We start from the raw sequence: 21,337 nt of genomic DNA on the forward strand, positions 1-21,337 counted from the left end.
TTTGCTAATTATTACCAAGAAAAACCAGGATAATAAGTGTCAAGAAAACTCCTGTTGGATGAACATGTTTGTTCCAATGGGTTAAATACTAAATCATTAGGGCAAGCTTGTGGATATACAGTCAGTGTTATACCATTACAGAAATAATATAAACTCGGATTTGTGGAGTTCATAGCATAACCAACATAGCCTTCATATCCATAGCAATCTCTCAGAGAAATGGTATCTCCTGGGGATGGAATTGGTGGAAAACCATCAAAATGCCATTCAGGAAAGGCTAGTGCAGAAGTTGTGATACTAGCACATAGTAAAAAAGCCAATACTTTTCTTTTCATAATAATAAATTTAAAGGGTTAATTAAAATAAGGTTTATAAAGTGTTTAAATTAACAGAACCAAAAAAGGAGGTGGGCGTAAATTGGTCTAATTGTTCTTTTTGATAATCGTTTGCTTGATTTTGAAATCTTTGTATTAACTGTGAAACACCAAAAGAAGGTAACTTATAAGTGGGACCACGTAGCGCAATCCCAAAATAGAGAGTCTGGTTTAAGCAGTATTTTTGCAGATATTCTAAAGGAATCTGAATTTCGGCTGTAAAAATATTTGGGTTTGGAGGTGTGGCTTTTTGATCTATAATATGGTTGTTAATAACTAGATACTCAATATCTGTAATGTTCCATTCTAATAAAATACCTGTTTCATTGTAAGTGGCTAACTTTTGCTCTTTAGTATTATTGAGATTTTTTACAGTAAAAAAATCACGACTGTATTTTTGATATTTTTGAGTTACAGGATCTTTAAAGTTATAGGCAAAAAACAATTGTAAACCTGTTGTATCGGCTTTTTTTTCTCCGAAGAAGATTTGTACCCCACCACCATGAAATTTAAAAGGATACTTGTTTTTTAATATCGCCAGATACAAAAACTGGTTGTCTTTTTTAAAAGCATAATACAGGTTGTTTTCATTGTCATATTGCATATTTTTAGAGTCTCCCCATTCGTTCAGATTGCCATCTACAACAACCTGAGCCTTTGTTGTAATTGGGAGGGAAAGAATAATGACAAAACTTAAGAACAGGATAAAATGGTTGTGGGATTTCATATTTTAAGAGATTTGTGATAATAGTTTTTTTGTAAGTTATAAATTAACTTTTAGCGCAATTTTTTAAATCAACAGTTCCAAAAAAGGATGTTGGTGTAAATTCATCTAGTCGCTCTTTTTGAAAATCATTTTTAGGATTTTGATAGGTTTGTAATAGTTGAGAGATCGTAAAAGCAGGAAGTTTATAACCGGAACAACGACATGCAATGCCAAAATGAAGGGTTTGGTTTAGGGAGTATTTTTGCAGATATTGAAGTGGAATCTGAATTTCGGCAGTAAAAACATTAGGATTAGGAGGTGTGGCTCTATCGTCTATTGTTTCATTAACAATAACTTTGTACCGAATATCCGTAACTTTCCATTCTATCAAAATCCCTGTTTCGTTGTAAGTTGTCAAATTTTGACTAGCAATATTGTTAAGGTTTTTTACTGTAAAAAAATCATGACTGTATAATTTATTTTTTTGACTTACAGGGTCTTTAAAATTATTTGCAAATAAAAGTTGTAGACCTGTTGTATCAGCTTTTTTTTCAGCAAAAAAAATCTGTACACCAGCAATATGAAATTTAAAAGGATATTTATTTTTTAGTATAGCTAAATATAAAAACTGATTGTCTTTTTTGAAAGAATAGTAGAGATTGTTTTCGTTGTCATATCGCATGTTTTTGGTGTCTCCCCATTCCTTAAGATCCCCATCGACAATAATCTGGGCTTTGAGTGGAATTGAAAACAACAGAAAAGTGGTAAGAACAAATACTGTTATGTGGTAGTTATATAGATTCATTTTTTTATAAGATTAAAATCATTAATGGTTTTACGATGTAATTTTATTATAAATCGTTAATCAATTTTTGATGTATGTCATAGAATTGATTAGAGGTTTTTAGGCTTTTCTGTAACAGTTCTTTGATATAGGTAACTCTTTCAGGATGAATTTTTTCGTATTTGTAGAAATATGCTTCCAGAAGTGCACCCATAAATTCAGGTTTTTGATGATTTATTTTTGAGATCTCATTAAAAAGTGGTTTAGGTATGGCATGATCTTCTATCAAAGCCACATATCCCTTTAAGAGAGTTGATTGTTTTTTCAAATCATTTGAATTGGAGGTTTTATCTGGATTTTTTAATGTATTCAAGAAGTCAGTAAATGAATACAAATCGGCACCTTTATGTATGCCTTTTATGTTATTGTTTTTATCAATATACAGAACCGTAGGAAAAGCATAACTATTTGATATATGGAATAGCCACATATTTTGATTGTTAAAGTCATTAATGCTAATTTGATAAACATGAGTGCCATCTGGTAACTTAGGAAGAATTACCGAATCAAAGTTTTTATGCACATAGTTGTAGAAAATTTTGCATGCACCACATTGATCATTTTTGATTAATAATAAAGTAGGTTTATTAGAATTGTCCTGGTGAAGTATTGTACTAATAGAAGAATCATTCTTAAGTGTTATAATAGTGCTTTTTTTATGACAGGAGCAGACAGTGATATAAATAAAAAACAGGAAGGTTAAAGGCAGATATTTTTTCATAATTAAATTTCAGCAAGAATATTAGAAATAGGTAATATTGAATATTCTTACAAATTTAAACTATTAGAAAATAAGAGAGCTACGGTTAAACCGTAGAAATTAACTTGTTAATTTATTGGAGATTTATATCAGTCCATTGATTCGTGCTTTTTTTAATAAGGTTTCGTTAGTGTCTGCATCAAGTAATGTTTTAATTCTATTTTTTCTCTTTTCTATAGCGCTGAGGGATAAAGGAATTATTCTTGTTAGATTTTTGGTTCTGATACCTAACGCAAGGTTTTGCAAAATTTTTAAATCTAATTCATCAAGAGGAAGTTCTGGGTTTATTATTTTAGATTTTAACTTTAATACTGTTGTACTATAGAATTTTTGATACGTTAAAACAGTGCTCAGTGAATTTAGTACTATATTTTTTTTAATGTCTCTTTTAATTAAAATGGCATCATAGGAACATTTTAAAACATTCGATAATAACGATTTATTTTCAGACATTGTTAAGATGATTTTTAAAGCTGGAAATTTTTTTTTGATCGTATCACATAAAAAATCTATTGAATTACTAAATGTCTTCTCTGAGGTAGCTAATTCTAAATCAATAAATATCGCATGAAAGCATTTTGATTTTAATTTATCTATTACCAGATCATAGAAATCGCAAATGTCTATATGCACAAAATTTGAATATTTTTTTTGCAGAATTTTTTTATACGCTGAGATAATAATTGGATGATTATCTACAATTAATATGTTAAGTTTTTTTTTCAATACTAATATTAGATTTTGGTTAATAAAAAATAAAATGAAGCTCTCTTTTTTATGTATAATTAGTATGTGTAAAAAAAGACTCATATCCCCTAGTCTAAAAGCTTTTTTTAGCATATTTTTTTTGGGATATTCTGAATATTAAATCTGTAGATCTAAAAATGGTGTTTGAATATTTTAAGTTTTATAATTTCAAAAGAAAATTTATTAAAGTATTCTTAACTTAGCGTGAAATCTTGTGTTTTAATTAATGAAATTTTTTAATTAAAAATATGATACTATCTCAAGTTTGATTTTCTGTTATTCATAATAAATAATTTAAGATAATATGAAACAAGTCTATTTTTACTCTTCTTTATTATTTTTCGGCTTAATCTTTCTGTGGAGTAATTACTCAAATGCTCAGGAAAAAGCAAAATATTTAGATGCGGTACAAAGCGATCCTGTAAAAATGGGCTGGATGATTGGTTCTCCGCCACCTGCTGATCGTATTCTTCGCTTTGATGATGGAAGTTTTTTTCAGTTTCCGGCACTTCGATGGAGTGTTGCGCACATGCGCCAGTTTATGCCTACTATAAATGTCTCTCGTGGTCTTGGAAATTCAATTCCGCTAGCTGTAAAAGAAGACAAGGCTATTGATAAAATTAAGTTTGTGCCACTGGGAGAAACTAAAGCAATTACCTGGGAAGAATCTTTACAAAAAGTATATGCAGATGGAGTTGTTATTATGCATCATGGAAAAATTGTGTACGAAAAGTATTTTGGAGCTTTAACGCCAGACGGACAACATGCCGCAATGTCTGTAACAAAATCTTTTACAGGAACTCTTGGTATTGTATTGGCTAAAGAAGGATTAATAGATACAACAAAAACAGTTTCATATTATATTCCGGAACTTAAAAATGCTGCATTTGGAGACGCAACTGTAAGACAGGTTATGGATATGACAACTGCTTTACAGTTTAGTGAAGATTATGCTGATCCTAATGCCGAAATATGGAAGTTTTCTGCTGCGGGTAATCCGTTGCCAAAACCCAAAGATTATGTTGGTCCAAAAACATATTACGAGTATTTGCCAACGGTTCAGAAAAAAGGAATTCATGGGGAAAGTTTTGGTTATAAAACCGTTAATTCAGATGTTTTAGGATGGATTATTGCCAGAGTTACCAGAAAAACCATTGCTGAAGTTTTGTCTGAAAAAATATGGAAAAAAATAGGAGCAGAGCAAGATGGTTATATTTCGGTCGATGCTATAGGAACGCCTTTTGCCGGCGGAGGTTTTAATCTTGGCTTGCGTGATCTGGCACGTTTTGGACAGTTGATTTTAAATAATGGCAGAGTGGGAGATGAGCAAATAATTCCTAAGTCGGCTATTGATGATATTAAAAAAGGAGGAAATAAAAAAGCATTTGAAAAAGCAGGTTATGCACTTTTGAAAGGCTGGAGTTATCGAAACATGTGGTGGATAACTCATAACGAGCATGGCGCTTTTTGTGCACGTGGTGTTCATGGACAAGTTGTTTACATAGATCCTAAAGCAGATATGGTTATTGCCCGTTTTGCGTCTAACCCTGTTGCGGGTAATTCGGCAAACGATCCTTATTCGTTGCCTGCATATGATGCTGTTGCAAAATATCTATTGGCACATTAGGTGGTTTTTGAAATTCAACCTATTCAGGAACTTTTATTTTTTTACAGCTTGAGAAAAAGATAATATTTTCTGAGATTAAAACGTTTTTTAATTAGTAACCCCAAATTATTAAAAAGGAATGAAAAAAAATTTTGTTATTACTTTCTGGACGATTTACATGTTCTTTTTTGCAATTCCTTTTCCTATGTTTATGTATTACGCTATTAGCAGCGAATTTGATGTAAACGATCTAAAGTATAAAAATCCCTGGCTGGCATTAAGTATTGTTTTGGTGTCTATTGTTTTTTGGCTAATTCTTTTAACTGGTTATTTAAAAAAATGGATTTTAAATATTTTTATAACAAAGAGAAACCTTGAACAAATAAAGATAAAAGGAATACCAAGGGAAGCAAAAATTTTAAATGCTGTAAAAATTTCTAACCCCAAAGCACAATTCAATACTTATGAACTTGAATTGGAGTTTGCAAATCTGGCTGATTCTGTAATTACTCATAAAACAACTATTACAGATGTTAAACCTCATGAGCGCCGTTTTGAGGCTGGAAAAAAAATAAAACTTATTCTTAACAGGAATATGAAAGAGGCTCCTTATCTTGTTGTTGCAACTACAAATGCGAGGATAAATATAATGACTCTTTTTTTAAGGATTTTTGCCTGGCTTGTTCTTGTTGTTGCTGTAATTGGGTATTATTTATATTCGTATCAAACCGAAAGTCATGGAATGGGGTGGCGTTTTATGAGTTTTGGGCATCCGTTAATAGTATGTCCGCTTGTGTTGTTGTTTTATCGATATTTTTTAAGATTTATTTTCAGAAAATTTACAGGATTAAGTGATAATTCGATTTTGATTAAATTTAAAGGAATAAAAACCTGGGCAAAACTAATTAAAGCAACCCAGACCGGAACCTATATTAATGAACAGCCTGAGATTCGTTTTGAACTCGAATACACTGACAATAAACATCAGGTGCATCGTAATAGCCTGAAAAAAGTGGTTGGACTTCTTGAATTGGATCTTACCAAACAAGAACAAATAGAGATTTTTTATTTACCCGAAAATCCAAATCAAATCGTCTTTGCCAGTGATTTAAAAAATATACACTAGTCATGAAAAAAACAATTATAATGTTGATCTGCAGTTCGCTTTTTTTAAGTTGTGAGCAGGTTTCTAAAAGTATCAACGAGACTTTTAAAGCTAATGATACAGTGGTGAGTCAGGAAACACAAAAGTCTAATCCTGAAATTGAGGTAAATACTCAGGGTGATGTTCAGCAAATCGTGAAAACAGTGCTTGAGACACACTCTGTAGCTCATACGCATACTGAAGGTAAAAGTGTCGATCTTCTAACCGATACTGCTACATTAGAAAAAGCAGAAGAAGCTTTGAGGAAATTACCGCAATATGCCGGAAAAGAGATTTTTATTTACTCAACATTATATTTTTATAATGACGGACTTATCAATGTTATGCTTCAGCATCCTGAAAATCCTAAATATGTTGATATATACGATTATAAAGATGGAAAATGGTCTGAGCCAAAACCTCTTCAACTATCCGTTAGAGATAATGTTCAAAAACGTTTAGTGCCACTCAATACAATCAAATTTGTGAATGTTGCCAAAGTCGCTGCTATTTACAATAAGAAAGCAGAAGGAGTAGAAGGCGCAAAACCTCTTACAAGTGCTTATGTTTCTATTTGGGATAATAAGATGCGTTGGTATCCATCCAATATTAATGGAAGCAGAGAAAGATATTCCATAGAATTTAATGATGATGGAACTTTGAAGTCATTTAAACAGGATTAGGGTTTCTGGTGAAATTGAAATTGGCTTTGAAAATATTCTGGTCAGTCCAGTTTTAATTTGAAACCTTCATGACTGGCTTTGAAACCAAGTTTTTCATAGAATTTAATGGCTTTTAGTCTTCTTTTGTCAGATGTTAGCTGAATGATTTGACAACCTTTTTCTTTTGCTCTGTTAATGGCATAATTTAAAGCCTGAGTGCCTATTCCCTGACCTCGATAATCAGAATGTGTTCTTACAGCTTCTACTTGTGCTCTTAAGTTTCCTTCAAAATTTAGATATTGGATAAAGGTTAACTGAAAAGTGGCTACTTTGTTTCCGTTCATTTCACCAACCGTAAGCTCCTGGTTTGGATCTTCCTGGATTTTTTTAAACGCATTAAGGTATTTATCAAAAGCCTGAATACTTTTATTTTCTCTGACAGATCCATAAGTATCATCTGCCAGCATGTTTATAATTTCAGGTAAATCTTCAATTGTTGCAAGTCGGAATGTAATATTGGTACTCATATCTAAAATGGTTTATTCTGATAAAGTAAATATAAAGTGTTTTTGCGATTAAACCTCGTAATCTTAAAGGCGAAATAGCGTGTTTTTTTGGATGTCAATGAAAAAATAAAAATACTAAATAAAGTAGAGAAGATGAGAAACAAAAAAAGCAAAACACATCAAAATGTATTTTGCCTTTTGTGAACACAGAAGGATTCGAACCTTCGACCGCCTGCTTAGAAGGCAGGTGCTCTATCCAGCTGAGCTATGCGTCCATTCTTTATAAAACAAAGTCCATTCGACAGAATGGTTTGTTATGTGACCATGGAGGGATTTGAACCCTCACGCCCTTTCAGGCACCACCCCCTCAAGATGGCGAGTCTACCGTTTCTCCACATGGCCTAAAATAAAAAAGGCCAAGTAAATTAATACCCGACCTTTTGTGACCCGACTGGGGCTCGAACCCAGGACCCCATCATTAAAAGTGATGTGCTCTACCGACTGAGCTATCGAGTCATTGCATTTCCTGAACGCGGGTGCAAATATAAGAAGTTATTTTTGATATAACAATACCTTTTCTTAAGTAAAATTTAATAAATATTTAAAGTAGTGAGTACCAGTAAAAAAAAGGTAAAATACATTTGATGTATTTTACCTTTTTTGTGACCATGGAGGGATTTGAACCCTCACGCCCTTTCGAGCACCACCCCCTCAAGATGGCGAGTCTACCGTTTCTCCACATGGCCTAAAATAAAAAAAAAGGTCAAGTAAATTAATACTCGACCTTTTTGTGACCCGACTGGGGCTCGAACCCAGGACCCCATCATTAAAAGTGATGTGCTCTACCGACTGAGCTATCGAGTCATTGCTATCAAGAAAAGTATTTGTTAAATCACAAAATTTGTGACCCGACTGGGGCTCGAACCCAGGACCCCATCATTAAAAGTGATGTGCTCTACCGACTGAGCTATCGAGTCATATTCTTTCCTTGAATGCGGGTGCAAATATAAGGAGTTTTTTTTATTATTTCCAAGCTTATTTATTATAAATTTGTCTTTTTTTAATCAAAATTTACAACGCCTTAGTTTATAGGTTATTATTAAAATGAAAAATATAATATTATTAGGATATATGGGCTGCGGAAAGTCAACAATTGCCCAAAACTTATCAAAAATTACAGAAATTCCGTTTTTGGATTTAGACAAATGCATCGAAAAAAAGGCAAATTTATCGATAAATGAGATTTTTGAACAACATGGAGAGATCTATTTTAGGAAATTAGAACACGAAATGTTTGTAGAATTACTTCAATCTTCAGAAAAAAACATCATAGGATTAGGTGGAGGAACACCTTGTTATGCCAATAATCATGAATTATTAAAGCGAGATGATGTTGTTTCTATATATTTAAAAGCGTCAATCGAAACTTTATTCAGCAGATTAGTTCATAATAAGAGTAAGCGCCCTTTAATTGCGAATATGAATGAAGAGGAGATGAAAGAGTTTATCGCAAAACATTTATTCGACAGAAGTTTTTATTATAACCATGCGCAACATAAAGTGTCAGTCGATAATAAAACTGTCGAAGAAACGGTTCAGGATATTTTAGAGATTCTAGCTTAAAAAAGCGTAATTGTCCCCATTATCATCAAAAACAACCTGCACATGTTCTAATAATGATGTAGACAGAGAGATTCCTTTAAAATCAGCTTTTACAGGATATTTTTTGTGATTTCTGTCTACAAGTACTGCTGTTTTGAATTTCTTTAACGGAACGTCTAAGAAATGACGAACAGCATATATTAAGGTTGTGCCTGAATTTAAAACATCATCGACAAGTACTAAACCTTTGTTTTTGTATTCTTCAGGTGTTAGCGAAGTCTGTATTGGCGATTGTGGATTTTGTTTGTTAACCTTAACTTCGCAAAGCGATACTTTTAATGTAGAGATGTTGCTGAGTGCTAAAGCAATTTTTTCGGCAAAAACAGATCCGTTTGAAGCGATTCCTGCGATTACAACTTCTTCCTCATCCACAAATGTCTCATATATCTGATATGCGATACGTTTTATTTTGTGTTCGATTTCCTGATTCGTTAAGATGATGTTTTTGCTCATGATTTATTTTTTTGCTAAAATACAAATTTTAAACTCCAATGCTAAAAATCCAAATTCCAATTTTGAAAAGGAATTTAAGATTTTTTAATTCGAAATTTTAATGCTGAGGTTTTATTTTTAAGTTAAGGCTCTAGGGGTGAAAAAAAAATGGGAATTAAACTTCCTCATCTTCATCAATAATATCATTACCGTATTCATCGATATCTCTTCGGTCTTTTTTGGTTGGTCTTCCGGTTCCGCTTTTACGATAATGCTCTTTCGATAATTTTAATAATTCTAAATGAGCATATGCTTCCGGAGGAGTTTCGTTTTTCCTGTATATGTCAACCAGTTTTGCTCCTACACGATTTTCAGGAATATCGAGTACAGTTATAATTTGTGTGATCTGATCTTTTCTAAAGGTGATTTTGTCAGTAGGAAAAACCTCTTTAGATGGTTTTGCAACCTGTCCATTTACAGTAACATGATTTTTTTTGCAAGCCTCAGTTACCATGTTTCTGGTTTTATAATAACGTACGCACCAGAGGTATTTATCTATTCTCATAATTTTTCTAAAATCAAAGTTAAATTCTTTACAAAAATAAATCAATATTGTATCTTGCGCACTTAAAAAATTAACAATAATGAATAAATTTAAATATTATTTTATTTTATTGCTTGCAGGTATTTCTTTGGTTTCTTGTAATAAAAGTGGAGATGATGATGTAGTAACTGTTCCTTTAAGAGATTACGCTGTACAATATAAAGCGGATAATGATTCTATTATTAAATATTTAAAGACTAATTATATTAAAGAAGTTACTGCTGATTTTGATGTGACGTTTGAAAAAATCCCTGCTGGCGGTACTCAGACTTCGATTTGGGATCAAACGACTTATCCTTTAGCATCCAGAGATGTTTATAGTGATGATATTACTTATAAGGTATATTACTTAACTTTAAGAAAAGGTTCTGGCGATTCGCCTACTAATACAGATAAAATTGTAGCTTCTTATAAAGGTACTTTGTTAAATAATACTGTTTTCGATTCATCTTACGGATATCCGGGATCTTATAATTTATTTCCTTATGCTAATGAAAGTACGGTAATACAAGGATGGTCAGAGATATTTCCTAAATTTAAAGCAGGTACTTCTAAAACAGATCCTAATAGTGGTGTAATTACTTATAGTGATTATGGTGCCGGAGTAATGTTTCTGCCTTCTGGATTAGGGTATTATGAGGCAGCAAAAGGAACTATTCCTGCTTATTCGCCAATAATATTTAGTTTTAAATTATTTGATCTTCAGAGAATGGATAATGAATATTCTATTTCCAGTACTACGGGAGGAAGAGTGTTTTTAGGTGATGGTGTTCCTGATTATTTAGAAGACATTAATGGCGATGGTTATTTGTATGATTTTAGAGACAAAACTAAATATCCAAACCCACCGGCTAATTTGATTGATGATACGGATGGTGACGGAATAGCAGACTTTGTAGATTTTGATGATGATGGAGATGGTTTTACAACCCGATTTGAAGTAACAAAACCAACAGATCAAATTGGAATTATAAACGGAGTTAATTACGGGATTAGTAAATATTATCCTTGGAGCCCGGTTTCGGATAATCCTCTAACTCCAAATACAGATGAAACTGAGCCTAGAGGAATTCCTAGAAGACCAACAGGTGATTTAACAGATCCAAGTAAACCGGAATCGGCTACTAATGTTAGAAAATATATAGAAGCTGATTATACAGATGTTCCAAGATTAAGAATTCATCTGGATAAAACATATCCGATAAAACAGAATTAAAATTCACGAATATAGAAATAATAAAAAACCTCGAAAATCACTTTTCGAGGTTTTTTTATGGGCTTTTTTAATTGCAAGAAATAGGGAGCTTAAAAGTTTAAATGAAATATAGAGTGATGCAATTGCGATTTTCTCTAAATATAATTTAGGTATAAAAAAACCTCGAAAATCATTTTTCGAGGTTTTGTATATAATAAGTAAGAGGATCTGAAAATTATTTTCTTTTGATTACTCTTTCTACAGCTTCAACAATTGCCTGATTGTTCAATTTGTATTTATCCATTAATTGCTCAGGAGTTCCAGATTCACCAAAACTATCGTTTACAGCTACAAATTCTTGTGGAGCCGGGTGGTGTAAAGCAAGTACTCTCGAAACGCTTTCTCCAAGACCTCCAAGAATGTTGTGCTCTTCTGCAGTTACAACACATCCTGTTTTTGCCAATGATTTTAGAATAGCTTCTTCGTCAAGTGGTTTAATAGTGTGAATGTTGATTACTTCAGCAGAAATTCCTTTTGCTTCAAGAGCTTCAGCAGCAATAAGAGCTTCCCAAACTAAGTGTCCTGTAGCTATAATTGTAACATCATTTCCTTCGTTTAATAAAATTGCTTTTCCAATTACGAATGGTTCGTCAGCAGGAGTAAAGTTAGCTACAACCGGACGTCCGAAACGTAGGTAAGCTGGACCGTGGTGTTCTGCTAAAGCTATAGTAGCTGCTTTAGTCTGGTTGTAATCGCAAGTATTGATTACAGTCATTCCAGGTAACATTTTCATTAATCCGATGTCTTCTAAGATCTGGTGAGTTGCACCGTCTTCTCCTAGTGTTAAACCAGCGTGAGAAGCACAGATTTTTACGTTTTTATCTGAGTAAGCAACAGACTGACGAATTTGGTCATAAACTCTTCCTGTTGAGAAGTTAGCGAAAGTTCCTGTAAACGGAATTTTTCCTCCAATTGTTAAACCAGCTGCAATTCCAATCATGTTAGCTTCTGCGATTCCAATTTGGAAAAAACGTTCCGGGTGATTTTTTTTGAAATCATCAAATTTTAATGATCCAATTAAATCGGCACATAATGCCACAACGTTTTCGTTTTTTTGACCTAGTTCAGTCATTCCCGCTCCAAAACCAGAACGAGTATCTTTACTTCCTGTATTTTCGTATTTTTTCATTTTGTTTTTTTGCTATATGCAATAGGCTGCAGGCAATAGGCTTAAAGCTTAATGCTTGCTGCTTAAAGCTTATTTTTAATAGTCTGCTAAAGTTGAAATGTTTTGAGCCAAAGCACTTGCTAACTGATCATTGTTTGGCGCTTTACCATGCCAGGCATGTGTATGCATCATGAAGTCAACGCCATTACCCATTTCTGTGTGTAATAAAATACAAACCGGTTTTCCTTTTCCTGTTCTTGATTTTGCATCAGTTAAACCAGCAAGAATAGCATCAATATTGTTACCTTCTTTGATTTCAAGAACGTCCCAGTCAAAAGCTTCAAATTTCGCACGAATGCTTCCCATTGGTAAAACTTCGTCAGTTGTTCCGTCGATTTGTTTTCCGTTAAGGTCAATAGTTGCAATAATATTGTCAACTTTTTTTGCAGAAGCATACATGATGGCTTCCCAGTTTTGACCTTCCTGTAATTCTCCGTCTCCGTGTAAGCTATAAATTATATGGTTATCATTGTTTAATTTTTTAGCTTGTGCTGCTCCAAGAGCTACAGATAAACCTTGTCCTAATGAACCAGAAGCAATGCGAACTCCAGGTAAACCTTCGTGAGTTGTTGGGTGTCCTTGTAAACGAGAATTTAATAATCTAAAGGTAGCCAATTCTGAAACTGGAAAATAACCGCTGCGTGCTAAAACGCTGTAAAAGACAGGGGAAATATGTCCATTTGAAAGGAAAAATAAATCTTCTCCAATTCCGTCCATATCAAAACCTTCTTTGCGGTCCATAATATTTTGATATAGTGTTACCAAAAATTCAGTACAACCTAATGAACCACCTGGGTGTCCAGAGTTTACAGCATGTACCATTCTAAGAATATCTCTTCTTACTTGGATCGTTAAATCGCTTAATTGTTGTGTGTTAGGCTTCATTTTATATGTAAAATTTTAAACTGAGGCAAAAGTAACTGATATTTTGTGGGGAGACAAATGATTTTTTGCTTTAGTTGGTTTCAATTGTTAAATTTTTTTGCACTTTTTTTATTAAAATTGAAAGAAGTGCTGGAAATTGATAATTACATATAAAAATTTTGCCACGGATTAAACAGTTTATAATGATTTTTAAAATCAATTTAACCTATTTAATCTGTGGCAAAAAAGTGAAGAAATTTGAGAAAAGGGTTAATTCGTATCGCCTTCGCTGTAATAATTGTTTTCTTCATCTTCAGAGCCAATTTCTTCCTGATCATCATCAAGTTCAGAACCCGGAACATCTAAATCATTTCCAAGTTTATCGCTGTTTTGCTTCCATTCGTGATTGTCCTGATTGATAATTTTATCAGTTGAAATGTCTTCTGGATCGATATCTTCGAGTTTGTCTTCCTGATTATAAATATCTTCATTTGACGGATAATCTAATTCTTCGAGATTTTTTTTAATTTGATCTTCCTTTGCCGGATTTTTATCTTCTGAGTTTATCATGATTTTGTCTTTTTTTAAGTGTTACGTAAAGTTACAAAATCATTATTTTTTAATTGTTATGTTTTTTAAATCAGTATGTTATAGTATTCACATTAAAAAAGAAAATCATCTCATTTTCTAATTAACAAATTATTCTGATTGTCCAATTTCTTTCCATGTAACTAATTGAATGTTGTTTTCTTTGAGTTTTAATTTACATTCGTCACTTGTAAAAAAATCAAAATCAATTTGACGCCATGCTGAACCAAAATTGGGATGATTGACTGTGATGCCCTGCATTTCAAAATCATCAAAAGCAGGATGAAGTAAAAAAACATTAAATCCCGGCTGAATATGATCTAAGGCTTTGGAGTAGGCATTTTGTAGTTCTCCTTTTTCGAAATCAGTAAAATTTCCAATCAAAAGATTATCAGCTAAAAGCGTATCTTCAAAGTTGTATTTTTCATCAGATAAGCTAATTGATTTAACGAATTCTTTGTTGATAAAAACAGGCAGTTTATAGGTTTTTCCAAGTTCTTTATAGATTTCTAAAATTTCGGGAGTTACACCAACACTGCACATGTGAGAATCAAGGTGCGTAGGCTGAATACCAAATTGTAAAGCTCTTTCGATTTGAGCAGTTAGTTCTTTTTTGATCTCGGATGGTTTTGCATTGTTTTTGAAATCTTTTCTGGTTTTATAGAAATGACCGTTGTGATCTGTTAAACTTGAAACTTCAGAAAGGGGCAAAACAGGACCGAATTTATAATTTTCCCATTCACAAGTCAGTGTTAAATGAATTCCGCAATCATAATTTGGATTGTTTTTTGCAAATGTTGCCATTTCAAAAAACCACGGACAAGGTACCATTATACTATAAGAGTTAACAGATCCGTTTTGGAGCGCTTTTATAGTAGCTTGATTTTCGGAATGTGATAATCCGGCATCATCGGCATGAATCATTAGTAGTTTAGTGTTTTCAGGATATCCGAGTTTTTGAGCTAAGGTCATGTCTTTTTGTTTGTGTTAATGTAATGTGGATTTTTACGAATCTAAACGGAATTTTTATTACTGAGATGATTTTGCTTTGTGCGGGCTTCGATTTTGTTTAACCTGTAAATGTTCCAGTTTCTTTTTGAAATTCTAATTGATGTATTCAAAATTAAAAATTTCTAGTGTAAATGTCATGTCTTTTTTGCGTTAGGGATAGAAGCGGCATCTCCCGATTTAGAAAAACAAGGCTTTTAGCCGTAGTTTTTGTTGATCGGGAATACAGTGGATAGCCCGGCCCTTGGGAAACGCCCAAAAAAAGTTATGAGTTATGAGTTTTTTGTATTAGGCTTTTGGGTTATGATCTAATTTTCTAATTGACAAATTATCTAATTAGTTTTCCTGAAATTAGCTTATCTTTGCCGACTGAAAAAAGACACAGATGAAGTTTGATTTATTACAAAAAGATCCGCAATCTAAAGCAAGAGCGGGAAGTATTAATACAGATCACGGCGTAATCGAAACGCCTATTTTTATGCCTGTTGGAACGGTAGCATCTGTAAAAGGTGTACACCAACGCGAGTTAAAGAATGATATTAATCCGGATATTATTCTTGGAAATACCTATCATTTATATTTACGTCCACAGACTGAAATTCTTGAAAAAGCAGGTGGATTGCATAAATTCATGAATTGGGATCGTAATATTTTGACTGATTCTGGAGGATATCAGGTATATTCTCTTTCGAGCAATCGAAAAATTAAAGAAGAAGGAGTAAAGTTTAAGTCGCATATTGACGGATCGTATCACTTTTTTACGCCAGAAAATGTAATGGAAATTCAGCGTACTATTGGGGCTGATATTATTATGGCTTTTGATGAGTGTACACCATATCCTTGTGATTACCGATATGCACAGCGTTCAATGCACATGACACACCGCTGGTTAGATCGTTGTATTAATCATTTGGATAAAGTTCCTTATAAATATGGCTATGAACAAACGTTTTTTCCAATTGTTCAGGGAAGTACTTATAAAGATTTGCGTCGTCAGTCAGCTGAATATATTGCTAATGCAGGTCAACAAGGAAATGCAATTGGTGGATTATCAGTAGGGGAACCTGCTGAAGAAATGTACGCCATGACTGAAGTGGTTTGCGAGATCCTGCCTGAAGATAAACCTCGTTATTTAATGGGAGTGGGAACTCCTATAAATATATTAGAAAATATTGCATTAGGAATTGATATGTTCGATTGTGTGATGCCAACCCGTAATGCCAGAAATGGTATGTTGTTTACTGCAAACGGAACGATCAATATCAAGAATAAAAAATGGGAAGCTGATTTTTCTCCAATCGACGAGATGGGGCATACTTTTGTAGATACAGAATATACAAAAGCTTATCTGCGTCATTTATTTGCAGCCAATGAGTATTTAGGAAAACAAATTGCTACAATTCATAACCTTGGATTCTATATGTGGTTGGTTCGTGAGGCTAGAAAACATATCTTAGCAGGCGATTTTAGACCATGGAAAGAAATGATGGTTAAAAATATGAGTCAAAGACTTTAAAAATAGTTTCAAGTTTGAGGTTCCAAGTTTCAAGTTCTCAGCAGAACCTGAAACTTGGAACCTGAAACAAAACAAACAAATTTATATATGCTGACGATAATAGATAAGTATATTTTAAAAAGATATTTAGCCACTTTTTCGGTGATGATTTTATTATTTATTCCGATTGGAATTGTAATCGACGTTTCTGAAAAAGTGAATAAAATGCTGGAAAATAAGATTCCTTTTACTGCAATTGCAATCTATTATTATAATTTTACCGTTTACTTTGCGAACTCTTTGTTTCCGATATTTTTATTTTTATCGGTAATTTGGTTTACCTCAAAACTGGCTAATAATACAGAGATTATTGCAGTTTTAAGTTCCGGAATTTCATTTACACGATTTTTACGTCCCTATATTATTGGTGCGAGTATCGTTTCTGTATTTGTGCTTTTAATGGGGTTCTTTATTGTTCCTGCCGCCAGCGAAGGATTCAATAATTTTAGGTATACTTATTTAAAAGGTAATGGAAAAGCAGAGATGCTTGGTAACAATACCAATGTATACAGACAAATTAACGACAACGATTTTATTTTTGTAAACAGTTTTAATGAAGAGTCTAAAACGGCTTTTAATTTTACGCTGGAACATTTTGAAGGAGAAAAGTTGACGTATAAAATTACTGCCAGCCGTATAAAATGGGATCCTAAAAAGAAAACATACATATTGTATGATTACAATAAAAGAACGCTTGGGGAACTCAATGATAAAATAGAAAAAGTACCTGAAAAGAATATTCCTTTCAAATTCGAATTGGCTGATTTAACACCAGTGGTTTATATTGCAGAAACGCTTCCACTTGGAAAATTGATTGATTTCATTGATAAAGAACGCAAGAGAGGTTCAGGAAATATCAATACGTATTTAGTGGTACTTTATAAAAAGTACAGCGTACCGGTTTCTGCTTTTATTCTAACAATTATTGCGGTAGCAGTTTCGGCTATGAAACGTCGTGGTGGTATGGGAACTAATCTTGCCATTGGTATTGCTATTGCCTTTTCATTTGTGTTTTTTGATAAAATATTCGGTACACTTGCCGAAAAATCTACATTCTCACCTTTATTAGCTGTTTGGTTTCCAAATATTGTTTTTGGAATTCTGGCAGTTTACTTATTACGCAATGCGAAACGATAATTTAAAAAGTTACTTAAATCTTCATTTAATTGTTTTTATATGGGGATTTACGGCAATTCTTGGCGCTTTAATAACAATAGACGCCGAAAATTTGGTTTGGTTCAGAATGCTTCTTGCAGGTGTTTTTCTGGCAGCTTTTATAGTTTATAAAAAACAATCTTTTATAATATCAGCAACATCTTTTGCCAAATTAATTTTTGTTGGATTACTAATTGCACTTCACTGGATTTTCTTTTTTCGGGCGATTCATGTTTCTAATGTGTCTATAACACTTTCTATATTTTCATTAGGAGCTTTTTTTGCTTCTTTGTTAGAACCACTTTTTTATGGAAGAAAAATATTGTGGTACGAAGTTTTCTTCGGGTTGGTCATCATTGCCGGTTTAGCGCTGATTATGCAGGTCGAAGTTAAATACCTGCATGGGATGTATTATGCGCTGGCAGCAATCATTCTGGGGGTTTTATTTACCTTAATGAATGGGAAATTAATTACAGAACATGATCCCTCAGTAATTACATTTTATGAGTTTGGAGCAGGAGTTTTCTTTATTTCTATTTATTTTTTAATACAAGGAAAGTTCACTGCAGATTTTTTTACAATGTCATTAAATAACTGGATTTTACTATTGGTTTTGGCATCAGTTTGTACAGCTTATGCTTTTACTGCTTCGGTAAAAGTCATGCAAAAGCTAACACCTTATACGGTAATGTTAACGACTAATTTAGAGCCTGTTTATGGAATTATGCTGGCTTATTTTATTTTGGGCGGAAAAGAAAAAATGAGCACTGAATTTTATATTGGCGCCTTAATAATTGTAATTACAGTTATCCTGAATGGCGTTTTTAAACACTATAAAAACAAGAAGGAAGTGTAATAATTTCCTTATTTTTAAATTACATTTTTACATTTTAAATACGATTTAATCATACCAATGATATAATATTTTTATATTTGCGGTTCGATTTACAAACAAAATTCAAAAATCCATGGAATATTTAGATTTTGAGCTTCCAATAAAAGAACTTGAAGAACAATTACAAAAATGTGTTATAATTGGAAAAGAATCTGATGTTGATGTAACACCTACCTGCAAGGAAATCAACAAGAAATTAGAGCAAACTAAAAAAGAAATATACAAAAACCTTACGGCATGGCAACGTGTTCAGCTGTCAAGACATCCAAACAGACCTTATACGCTGGATTATATCAGAGCGATTTGTGGAGATACTTTTTTAGAACTTCACGGAGACAGAAGCTTTAAAGATGATAAAGCTATGGTTGGCGGATTAGGAAAAATAAACGGTCAGTCGTTTATGATTGTTGGTCAGCAAAAAGGGTTTAATACAAAAACACGTCAATATCGTAATTTTGGTATGGCAAACCCTGAAGGATACCGTAAAGCTTTGCGTTTAATGAAAATGGCAGAAAAATTCGGGATTCCGGTTTTAACCCTTGTAGATACTCCGGGTGCATATCCTGGACTTGAAGCAGAAGAAAGAGGACAAGGTGAAGCAATTGCCAGAAACATTTTTGAAATGGTTCGTTTAAAAGTGCCAATTATTACGATTATTGTTGGTGAAGGAGCTTCTGGAGGAGCTTTAGGAATTGGTGTTGGTGATAAAGTATACATGCTGGAAAATACCTGGTATTCTGTAATCTCGCCAGAATCATGTTCTTCAATTTTATGGAAAAGCTGGGAGTACAAAGAACGTGCTGCCGATGCATTAAAATTGACTTCATCAGATATGAAAAAACAAAAATTAGTTGATGATGTTATACCGGAACCACTAGGAGGAGCGCACTATGACCGCGAAACTACTTTTAAAACGGTTGCTGAATACATTACTAAAGGATATAATGAATTGAAAGACTTATCAACAGCTGACCTGATTGCCCAAAGAATGGACAAATACAGTAATATGGGTGAGTATAAAGAGTAAATTCTTACAATATGAATTAAAATCCGAAGCCTTACCGTTTCGGATTTTTTTTTGGTTATGAACAAATAAAACTTATTTATAAACAATTAATAGTTATAACTAGATAACAATTTTTTTTTAAATTTTGTTACTTTCGCTGTATGGAAAATTTCAAAAATGTAAACCCTAAAAAGGTAGATAAAACCAGTATTATTAATCTTGAAAAAGGTAAACTCCCTCCGCAAGTTATCGATTTAGAAGAGGCAGTTTTGGGTGCGATGATGATTGATAAAAAAGGGGTAGATGATGTAATTGATATTTTACAGGCTGATGCTTTTTATAAAGATGCTCACAAACATATTTTTGAAGCGATTTTACAGCTTTTTACCGAAACACAGCCAATAGATTTATTGACAGTTTCGAGTCAGTTAAAGAAAAACGGAAAGCTTGAAATAGCAGGTGGAGATTTTTATTTAATTCAGCTTACACAAAAAATTGCTTCTTCTGCACATATCGAGTTTCACTCGCGTATTATTCTGCAAAAATTCATTCAAAGAAGTTTGATTAGAATTTCTTCGGAAATTATTGAAGAGGCATATGATGAAACTACAGATGTTTTTGAGTTATTAGACCAAGCTGAATCAAAATTATACGAAGTTACTCAGGGAAATATCAAGCGTAGTTCTGAAACCGCTCAGAGTTTAGTGTTACAAGCTAAAAAGAAAATTGAAGAAATTTCTAAAAAAGAGGGATTAAGTGGTGTAGAAACGGGTTTTACTAATTTAGATAAACTAACTTCTGGATGGCAGCCGAGTGATTTAATTATTATCGCAGCGAGACCTGCGATGGGAAAAACGGCGTTTGTACTTTCGATGGCCAGAAATATCGCAATCCAATTTGGACATGGAGTAGCATTGTTCTCATTAGAGATGGCTTCGGTTCAGTTGATTACGAGGTTAATTTCGTCGGAAACAGGATTGTCATCAGAGAAATTACGTACAGGTAAATTAGAACCGCATGAATGGACAATGTTGAGTACCAAAGTAAAAGACTTAGAAAAAGCTCCTTTGTATATTGATGATACGCCGTCACTTTCTATTTTTGATTTAAGAGCAAAATGCCGTCGTTTGGCATCCCAGCATGGTATTAAAATCATCATTATTGATTATTTACAGTTAATGACTGCCGGAGGAAATGCTAAAGGCGGAGGAAATCGTGAACAGGAAATCTCGACTATTTCCCGAAACTTAAAGGCTTTAGCAAAAGAACTTAATGTTCCGGTAATTGCACTTTCGCAGCTATCGCGTGCCGTGGAGACGCGTGGATCAAGTAAAAGACCTTTACTTTCGGATCTTCGTGAATCTGGAGCAATTGAGCAGGATGCCGATATCGTTTCGTTTTTATACCGACCGGAATATTATAAAATTGAGGAATGGGATGATGAAGAGGCTTCTCCAACTGCAGGTCAGGCTGAAATTATGATCGCAAAGCATCGTAATGGTGGTATTGAAAACATTCGTTTGAAATTTTTAGGACATTTAGGAAAATTTGATAATCTTGATGAATTTTCGGGAAGCTATGACGATTTGCCGTCAAAAATGAATCATGATGATAATCCATTCATAACAAATAATTTACCTTCTGCTAATGAAGCCTTTGGCAGTAATTTAAATGATGACGATGACGACAGTGACGTTCCGTTTTAATAAAACAATTAAACCTCTTATGAGGTTTTTTTTATGTTTAAAAAGTAGTGTTTTCTTTATAAAATTCTGTAGTTTAGCTAAACAATTATT

The 21,337-nt window shown here is 33.1% G+C and carries 22 protein-coding genes and 6 tRNA genes; 10 read left to right on the forward strand and 18 right to left on the reverse strand.

Annotation, left to right across the window (positions count from 1 at the left end; genetic code table 11):
• Positions 1 to 11: 11 nt before the first annotated feature.
• The 5 genes from A4F88_RS23005 to A4F88_RS23025 all read right to left on the reverse strand — a co-directional run bounded on the left by A4F88_RS23005 (position 12) and on the right by A4F88_RS23025 (position 3,524).
• Complete coding sequence (locus A4F88_RS23005; RefSeq protein WP_068845176.1) at positions 12 to 335, reverse strand: carbohydrate-binding module family 14 protein; 324 nt, start codon at positions 333 to 335, stop codon at positions 12 to 14.
• Between the two features lie 34 nt (positions 336 to 369).
• A complete protein-coding gene (locus A4F88_RS23010) occupies positions 370 to 1,101 on the reverse strand; it encodes a hypothetical protein (protein WP_068845178.1) in 732 nt (243 codons plus the stop codon).
• A 43-nt stretch (positions 1,102 to 1,144) separates the two neighbouring features.
• Positions 1,145 to 1,885 (reverse strand): hypothetical protein, encoded by a 741-nt coding sequence (locus A4F88_RS23015; RefSeq protein WP_073075438.1) that lies wholly within the window; start codon positions 1,883 to 1,885, stop codon positions 1,145 to 1,147.
• A gap of 46 nt (positions 1,886 to 1,931) precedes the next feature.
• Positions 1,932 to 2,645: a hypothetical protein gene (locus A4F88_RS23020; protein WP_068845182.1), complete on the reverse strand. Its 714-nt coding sequence runs from the start codon at positions 2,643 to 2,645 to the stop codon at positions 1,932 to 1,934.
• A 123-nt stretch (positions 2,646 to 2,768) separates the two neighbouring features.
• Entirely contained in the window at positions 2,769 to 3,524 is a 756-nt protein-coding gene (locus A4F88_RS23025) for a response regulator transcription factor (RefSeq protein ID WP_082815836.1), read from the reverse strand.
• Positions 3,525 to 3,735: 211 nt separating this feature from the next.
• On the opposite strand from A4F88_RS23025, the gene A4F88_RS23030 reads away from it, so the two are divergent.
• The 3 genes from A4F88_RS23030 (at position 3,736) to A4F88_RS23040 (ending at position 6,864) form a co-directional block, all read left to right on the forward strand.
• Complete coding sequence (locus A4F88_RS23030; RefSeq protein WP_068845186.1) at positions 3,736 to 5,058, forward strand: serine hydrolase domain-containing protein; 1,323 nt, start codon at positions 3,736 to 3,738, stop codon at positions 5,056 to 5,058.
• Positions 5,059 to 5,176: 118 nt separating this feature from the next.
• Positions 5,177 to 6,163: a hypothetical protein gene (locus A4F88_RS23035; protein WP_068845188.1), complete on the forward strand. Its 987-nt coding sequence runs from the start codon at positions 5,177 to 5,179 to the stop codon at positions 6,161 to 6,163.
• A 2-nt stretch (positions 6,164 to 6,165) separates the two neighbouring features.
• Positions 6,166 to 6,864 (forward strand): hypothetical protein, encoded by a 699-nt coding sequence (locus A4F88_RS23040; protein WP_068845190.1) that lies wholly within the window; start codon positions 6,166 to 6,168, stop codon positions 6,862 to 6,864.
• A 41-nt stretch (positions 6,865 to 6,905) separates the two neighbouring features.
• Here the strand turns inward: A4F88_RS23040 and A4F88_RS23045 are convergent, their stop codons facing one another.
• The 7 genes from A4F88_RS23045 to A4F88_RS23075 all read right to left on the reverse strand — a co-directional run bounded on the left by A4F88_RS23045 (position 6,906) and on the right by A4F88_RS23075 (position 8,326).
• Positions 6,906 to 7,370, reverse strand: a complete 465-nt coding sequence (locus A4F88_RS23045) for a GNAT family N-acetyltransferase (protein ID WP_068845192.1) — start codon at positions 7,368 to 7,370, stop codon at positions 6,906 to 6,908.
• Between the two features lie 180 nt (positions 7,371 to 7,550).
• Positions 7,551 to 7,624 (reverse strand) — tRNA-Arg (locus A4F88_RS23050).
• 44 nt (positions 7,625 to 7,668) lie between these two features.
• Positions 7,669 to 7,751 (reverse strand) — tRNA-Leu (locus tag A4F88_RS23055).
• A gap of 41 nt (positions 7,752 to 7,792) precedes the next feature.
• Positions 7,793 to 7,865, reverse strand: a tRNA-Lys gene (locus A4F88_RS23060).
• Positions 7,866 to 8,012: 147 nt separating this feature from the next.
• Positions 8,013 to 8,095 (reverse strand) — tRNA-Leu (locus tag A4F88_RS23065).
• Between the two features lie 45 nt (positions 8,096 to 8,140).
• Positions 8,141 to 8,213, reverse strand: a tRNA-Lys gene (locus A4F88_RS23070).
• A 40-nt stretch (positions 8,214 to 8,253) separates the two neighbouring features.
• Positions 8,254 to 8,326, reverse strand: a tRNA-Lys gene (locus tag A4F88_RS23075).
• A 127-nt stretch (positions 8,327 to 8,453) separates the two neighbouring features.
• Here A4F88_RS23075 and A4F88_RS23080 point away from each other — a divergent pair.
• Positions 8,454 to 8,972 (forward strand): shikimate kinase, encoded by a 519-nt coding sequence (locus tag A4F88_RS23080; protein WP_068845194.1) that lies wholly within the window; start codon positions 8,454 to 8,456, stop codon positions 8,970 to 8,972.
• On the opposite strand, the gene A4F88_RS23085 is transcribed toward A4F88_RS23080, so the two are convergent.
• Positions 8,964 to 9,464, reverse strand: coding sequence for a phosphoribosyltransferase domain-containing protein (locus tag A4F88_RS23085; protein ID WP_068845196.1), 501 nt, complete (start codon positions 9,462 to 9,464; stop codon positions 8,964 to 8,966). The two genes, A4F88_RS23080 and A4F88_RS23085, sit on opposite strands and share 9 nt — an antisense overlap.
• Before the next feature lie 154 nt (positions 9,465 to 9,618).
• Positions 9,619 to 10,008, reverse strand: a complete 390-nt coding sequence (locus A4F88_RS23090) for an RNA-binding S4 domain-containing protein (protein ID WP_068845198.1) — start codon at positions 10,006 to 10,008, stop codon at positions 9,619 to 9,621.
• 79 nt (positions 10,009 to 10,087) lie between these two features.
• On the opposite strand from A4F88_RS23090, the gene bamM reads away from it, so the two are divergent.
• Positions 10,088 to 11,263 carry a BamM family beta-barrel-assembly machinery protein gene (gene bamM, locus A4F88_RS23095; RefSeq protein WP_068845200.1) on the forward strand — a complete coding sequence of 392 codons (1,176 nt, stop codon included), beginning with the start codon at positions 10,088 to 10,090 and terminating at the stop codon, positions 11,261 to 11,263.
• A gap of 214 nt (positions 11,264 to 11,477) precedes the next feature.
• Here bamM and A4F88_RS23100 read toward each other — a convergent pair whose 3' ends face one another.
• From A4F88_RS23100 to A4F88_RS23115, 4 genes are all read right to left on the reverse strand, one after another.
• The gene (locus A4F88_RS23100) at positions 11,478 to 12,431 is read right to left on the reverse strand and encodes a transketolase family protein (protein WP_068845202.1); all 954 of its coding nucleotides are present in this window, start codon (positions 12,429 to 12,431) and stop codon (positions 11,478 to 11,480) included.
• Positions 12,432 to 12,506: 75 nt separating this feature from the next.
• Positions 12,507 to 13,355 (reverse strand): transketolase, encoded by an 849-nt coding sequence (locus A4F88_RS23105; RefSeq protein ID WP_068845204.1) that lies wholly within the window; start codon positions 13,353 to 13,355, stop codon positions 12,507 to 12,509.
• A gap of 249 nt (positions 13,356 to 13,604) precedes the next feature.
• Entirely contained in the window at positions 13,605 to 13,904 is a 300-nt protein-coding gene (locus A4F88_RS23110; RefSeq protein ID WP_068845206.1) for a hypothetical protein, read from the reverse strand.
• A 129-nt stretch (positions 13,905 to 14,033) separates the two neighbouring features.
• A complete protein-coding gene (locus tag A4F88_RS23115) occupies positions 14,034 to 14,894 on the reverse strand; it encodes a polysaccharide deacetylase family protein (RefSeq protein WP_068845208.1) in 861 nt (286 codons plus the stop codon).
• 421 nt (positions 14,895 to 15,315) lie between these two features.
• Here A4F88_RS23115 and tgt point away from each other — a divergent pair, with 421 nt between their 5' ends.
• The 5 genes from tgt to dnaB all read left to right on the forward strand — a co-directional run bounded on the left by tgt (position 15,316) and on the right by dnaB (position 21,247).
• Positions 15,316 to 16,446: a tRNA guanosine(34) transglycosylase Tgt gene (gene tgt / locus A4F88_RS23120; RefSeq protein WP_068845210.1), complete on the forward strand. Its 1,131-nt coding sequence runs from the start codon at positions 15,316 to 15,318 to the stop codon at positions 16,444 to 16,446.
• A gap of 87 nt (positions 16,447 to 16,533) precedes the next feature.
• The gene (locus tag A4F88_RS23125) at positions 16,534 to 17,622 is read left to right on the forward strand and encodes an LptF/LptG family permease (RefSeq protein WP_068845262.1); all 1,089 of its coding nucleotides are present in this window, start codon (positions 16,534 to 16,536) and stop codon (positions 17,620 to 17,622) included.
• Positions 17,609 to 18,496 carry a DMT family transporter gene (locus A4F88_RS23130; RefSeq protein ID WP_068845212.1) on the forward strand — a complete coding sequence of 296 codons (888 nt, stop codon included), beginning with the start codon at positions 17,609 to 17,611 and terminating at the stop codon, positions 18,494 to 18,496. Before A4F88_RS23125 ends, A4F88_RS23130 begins: the two co-directional genes overlap by 14 nt.
• 112 nt (positions 18,497 to 18,608) lie before the next feature.
• The gene (locus A4F88_RS23135; protein WP_068845213.1) at positions 18,609 to 19,562 is read left to right on the forward strand and encodes an acetyl-CoA carboxylase carboxyltransferase subunit alpha; all 954 of its coding nucleotides are present in this window, start codon (positions 18,609 to 18,611) and stop codon (positions 19,560 to 19,562) included.
• Positions 19,563 to 19,702: 140 nt separating this feature from the next.
• A complete protein-coding gene (gene dnaB, locus A4F88_RS23140) occupies positions 19,703 to 21,247 on the forward strand; it encodes a replicative DNA helicase (protein ID WP_068845215.1) in 1,545 nt (514 codons plus the stop codon).
• Positions 21,248 to 21,337 lie beyond the last annotated feature (90 nt).

This window comes from Flavobacterium chilense (assembly GCF_001602525.1).
GTDB classification, from domain to species: Bacteria; Bacteroidota; Bacteroidia; order Flavobacteriales; family Flavobacteriaceae; genus Flavobacterium; species Flavobacterium chilense.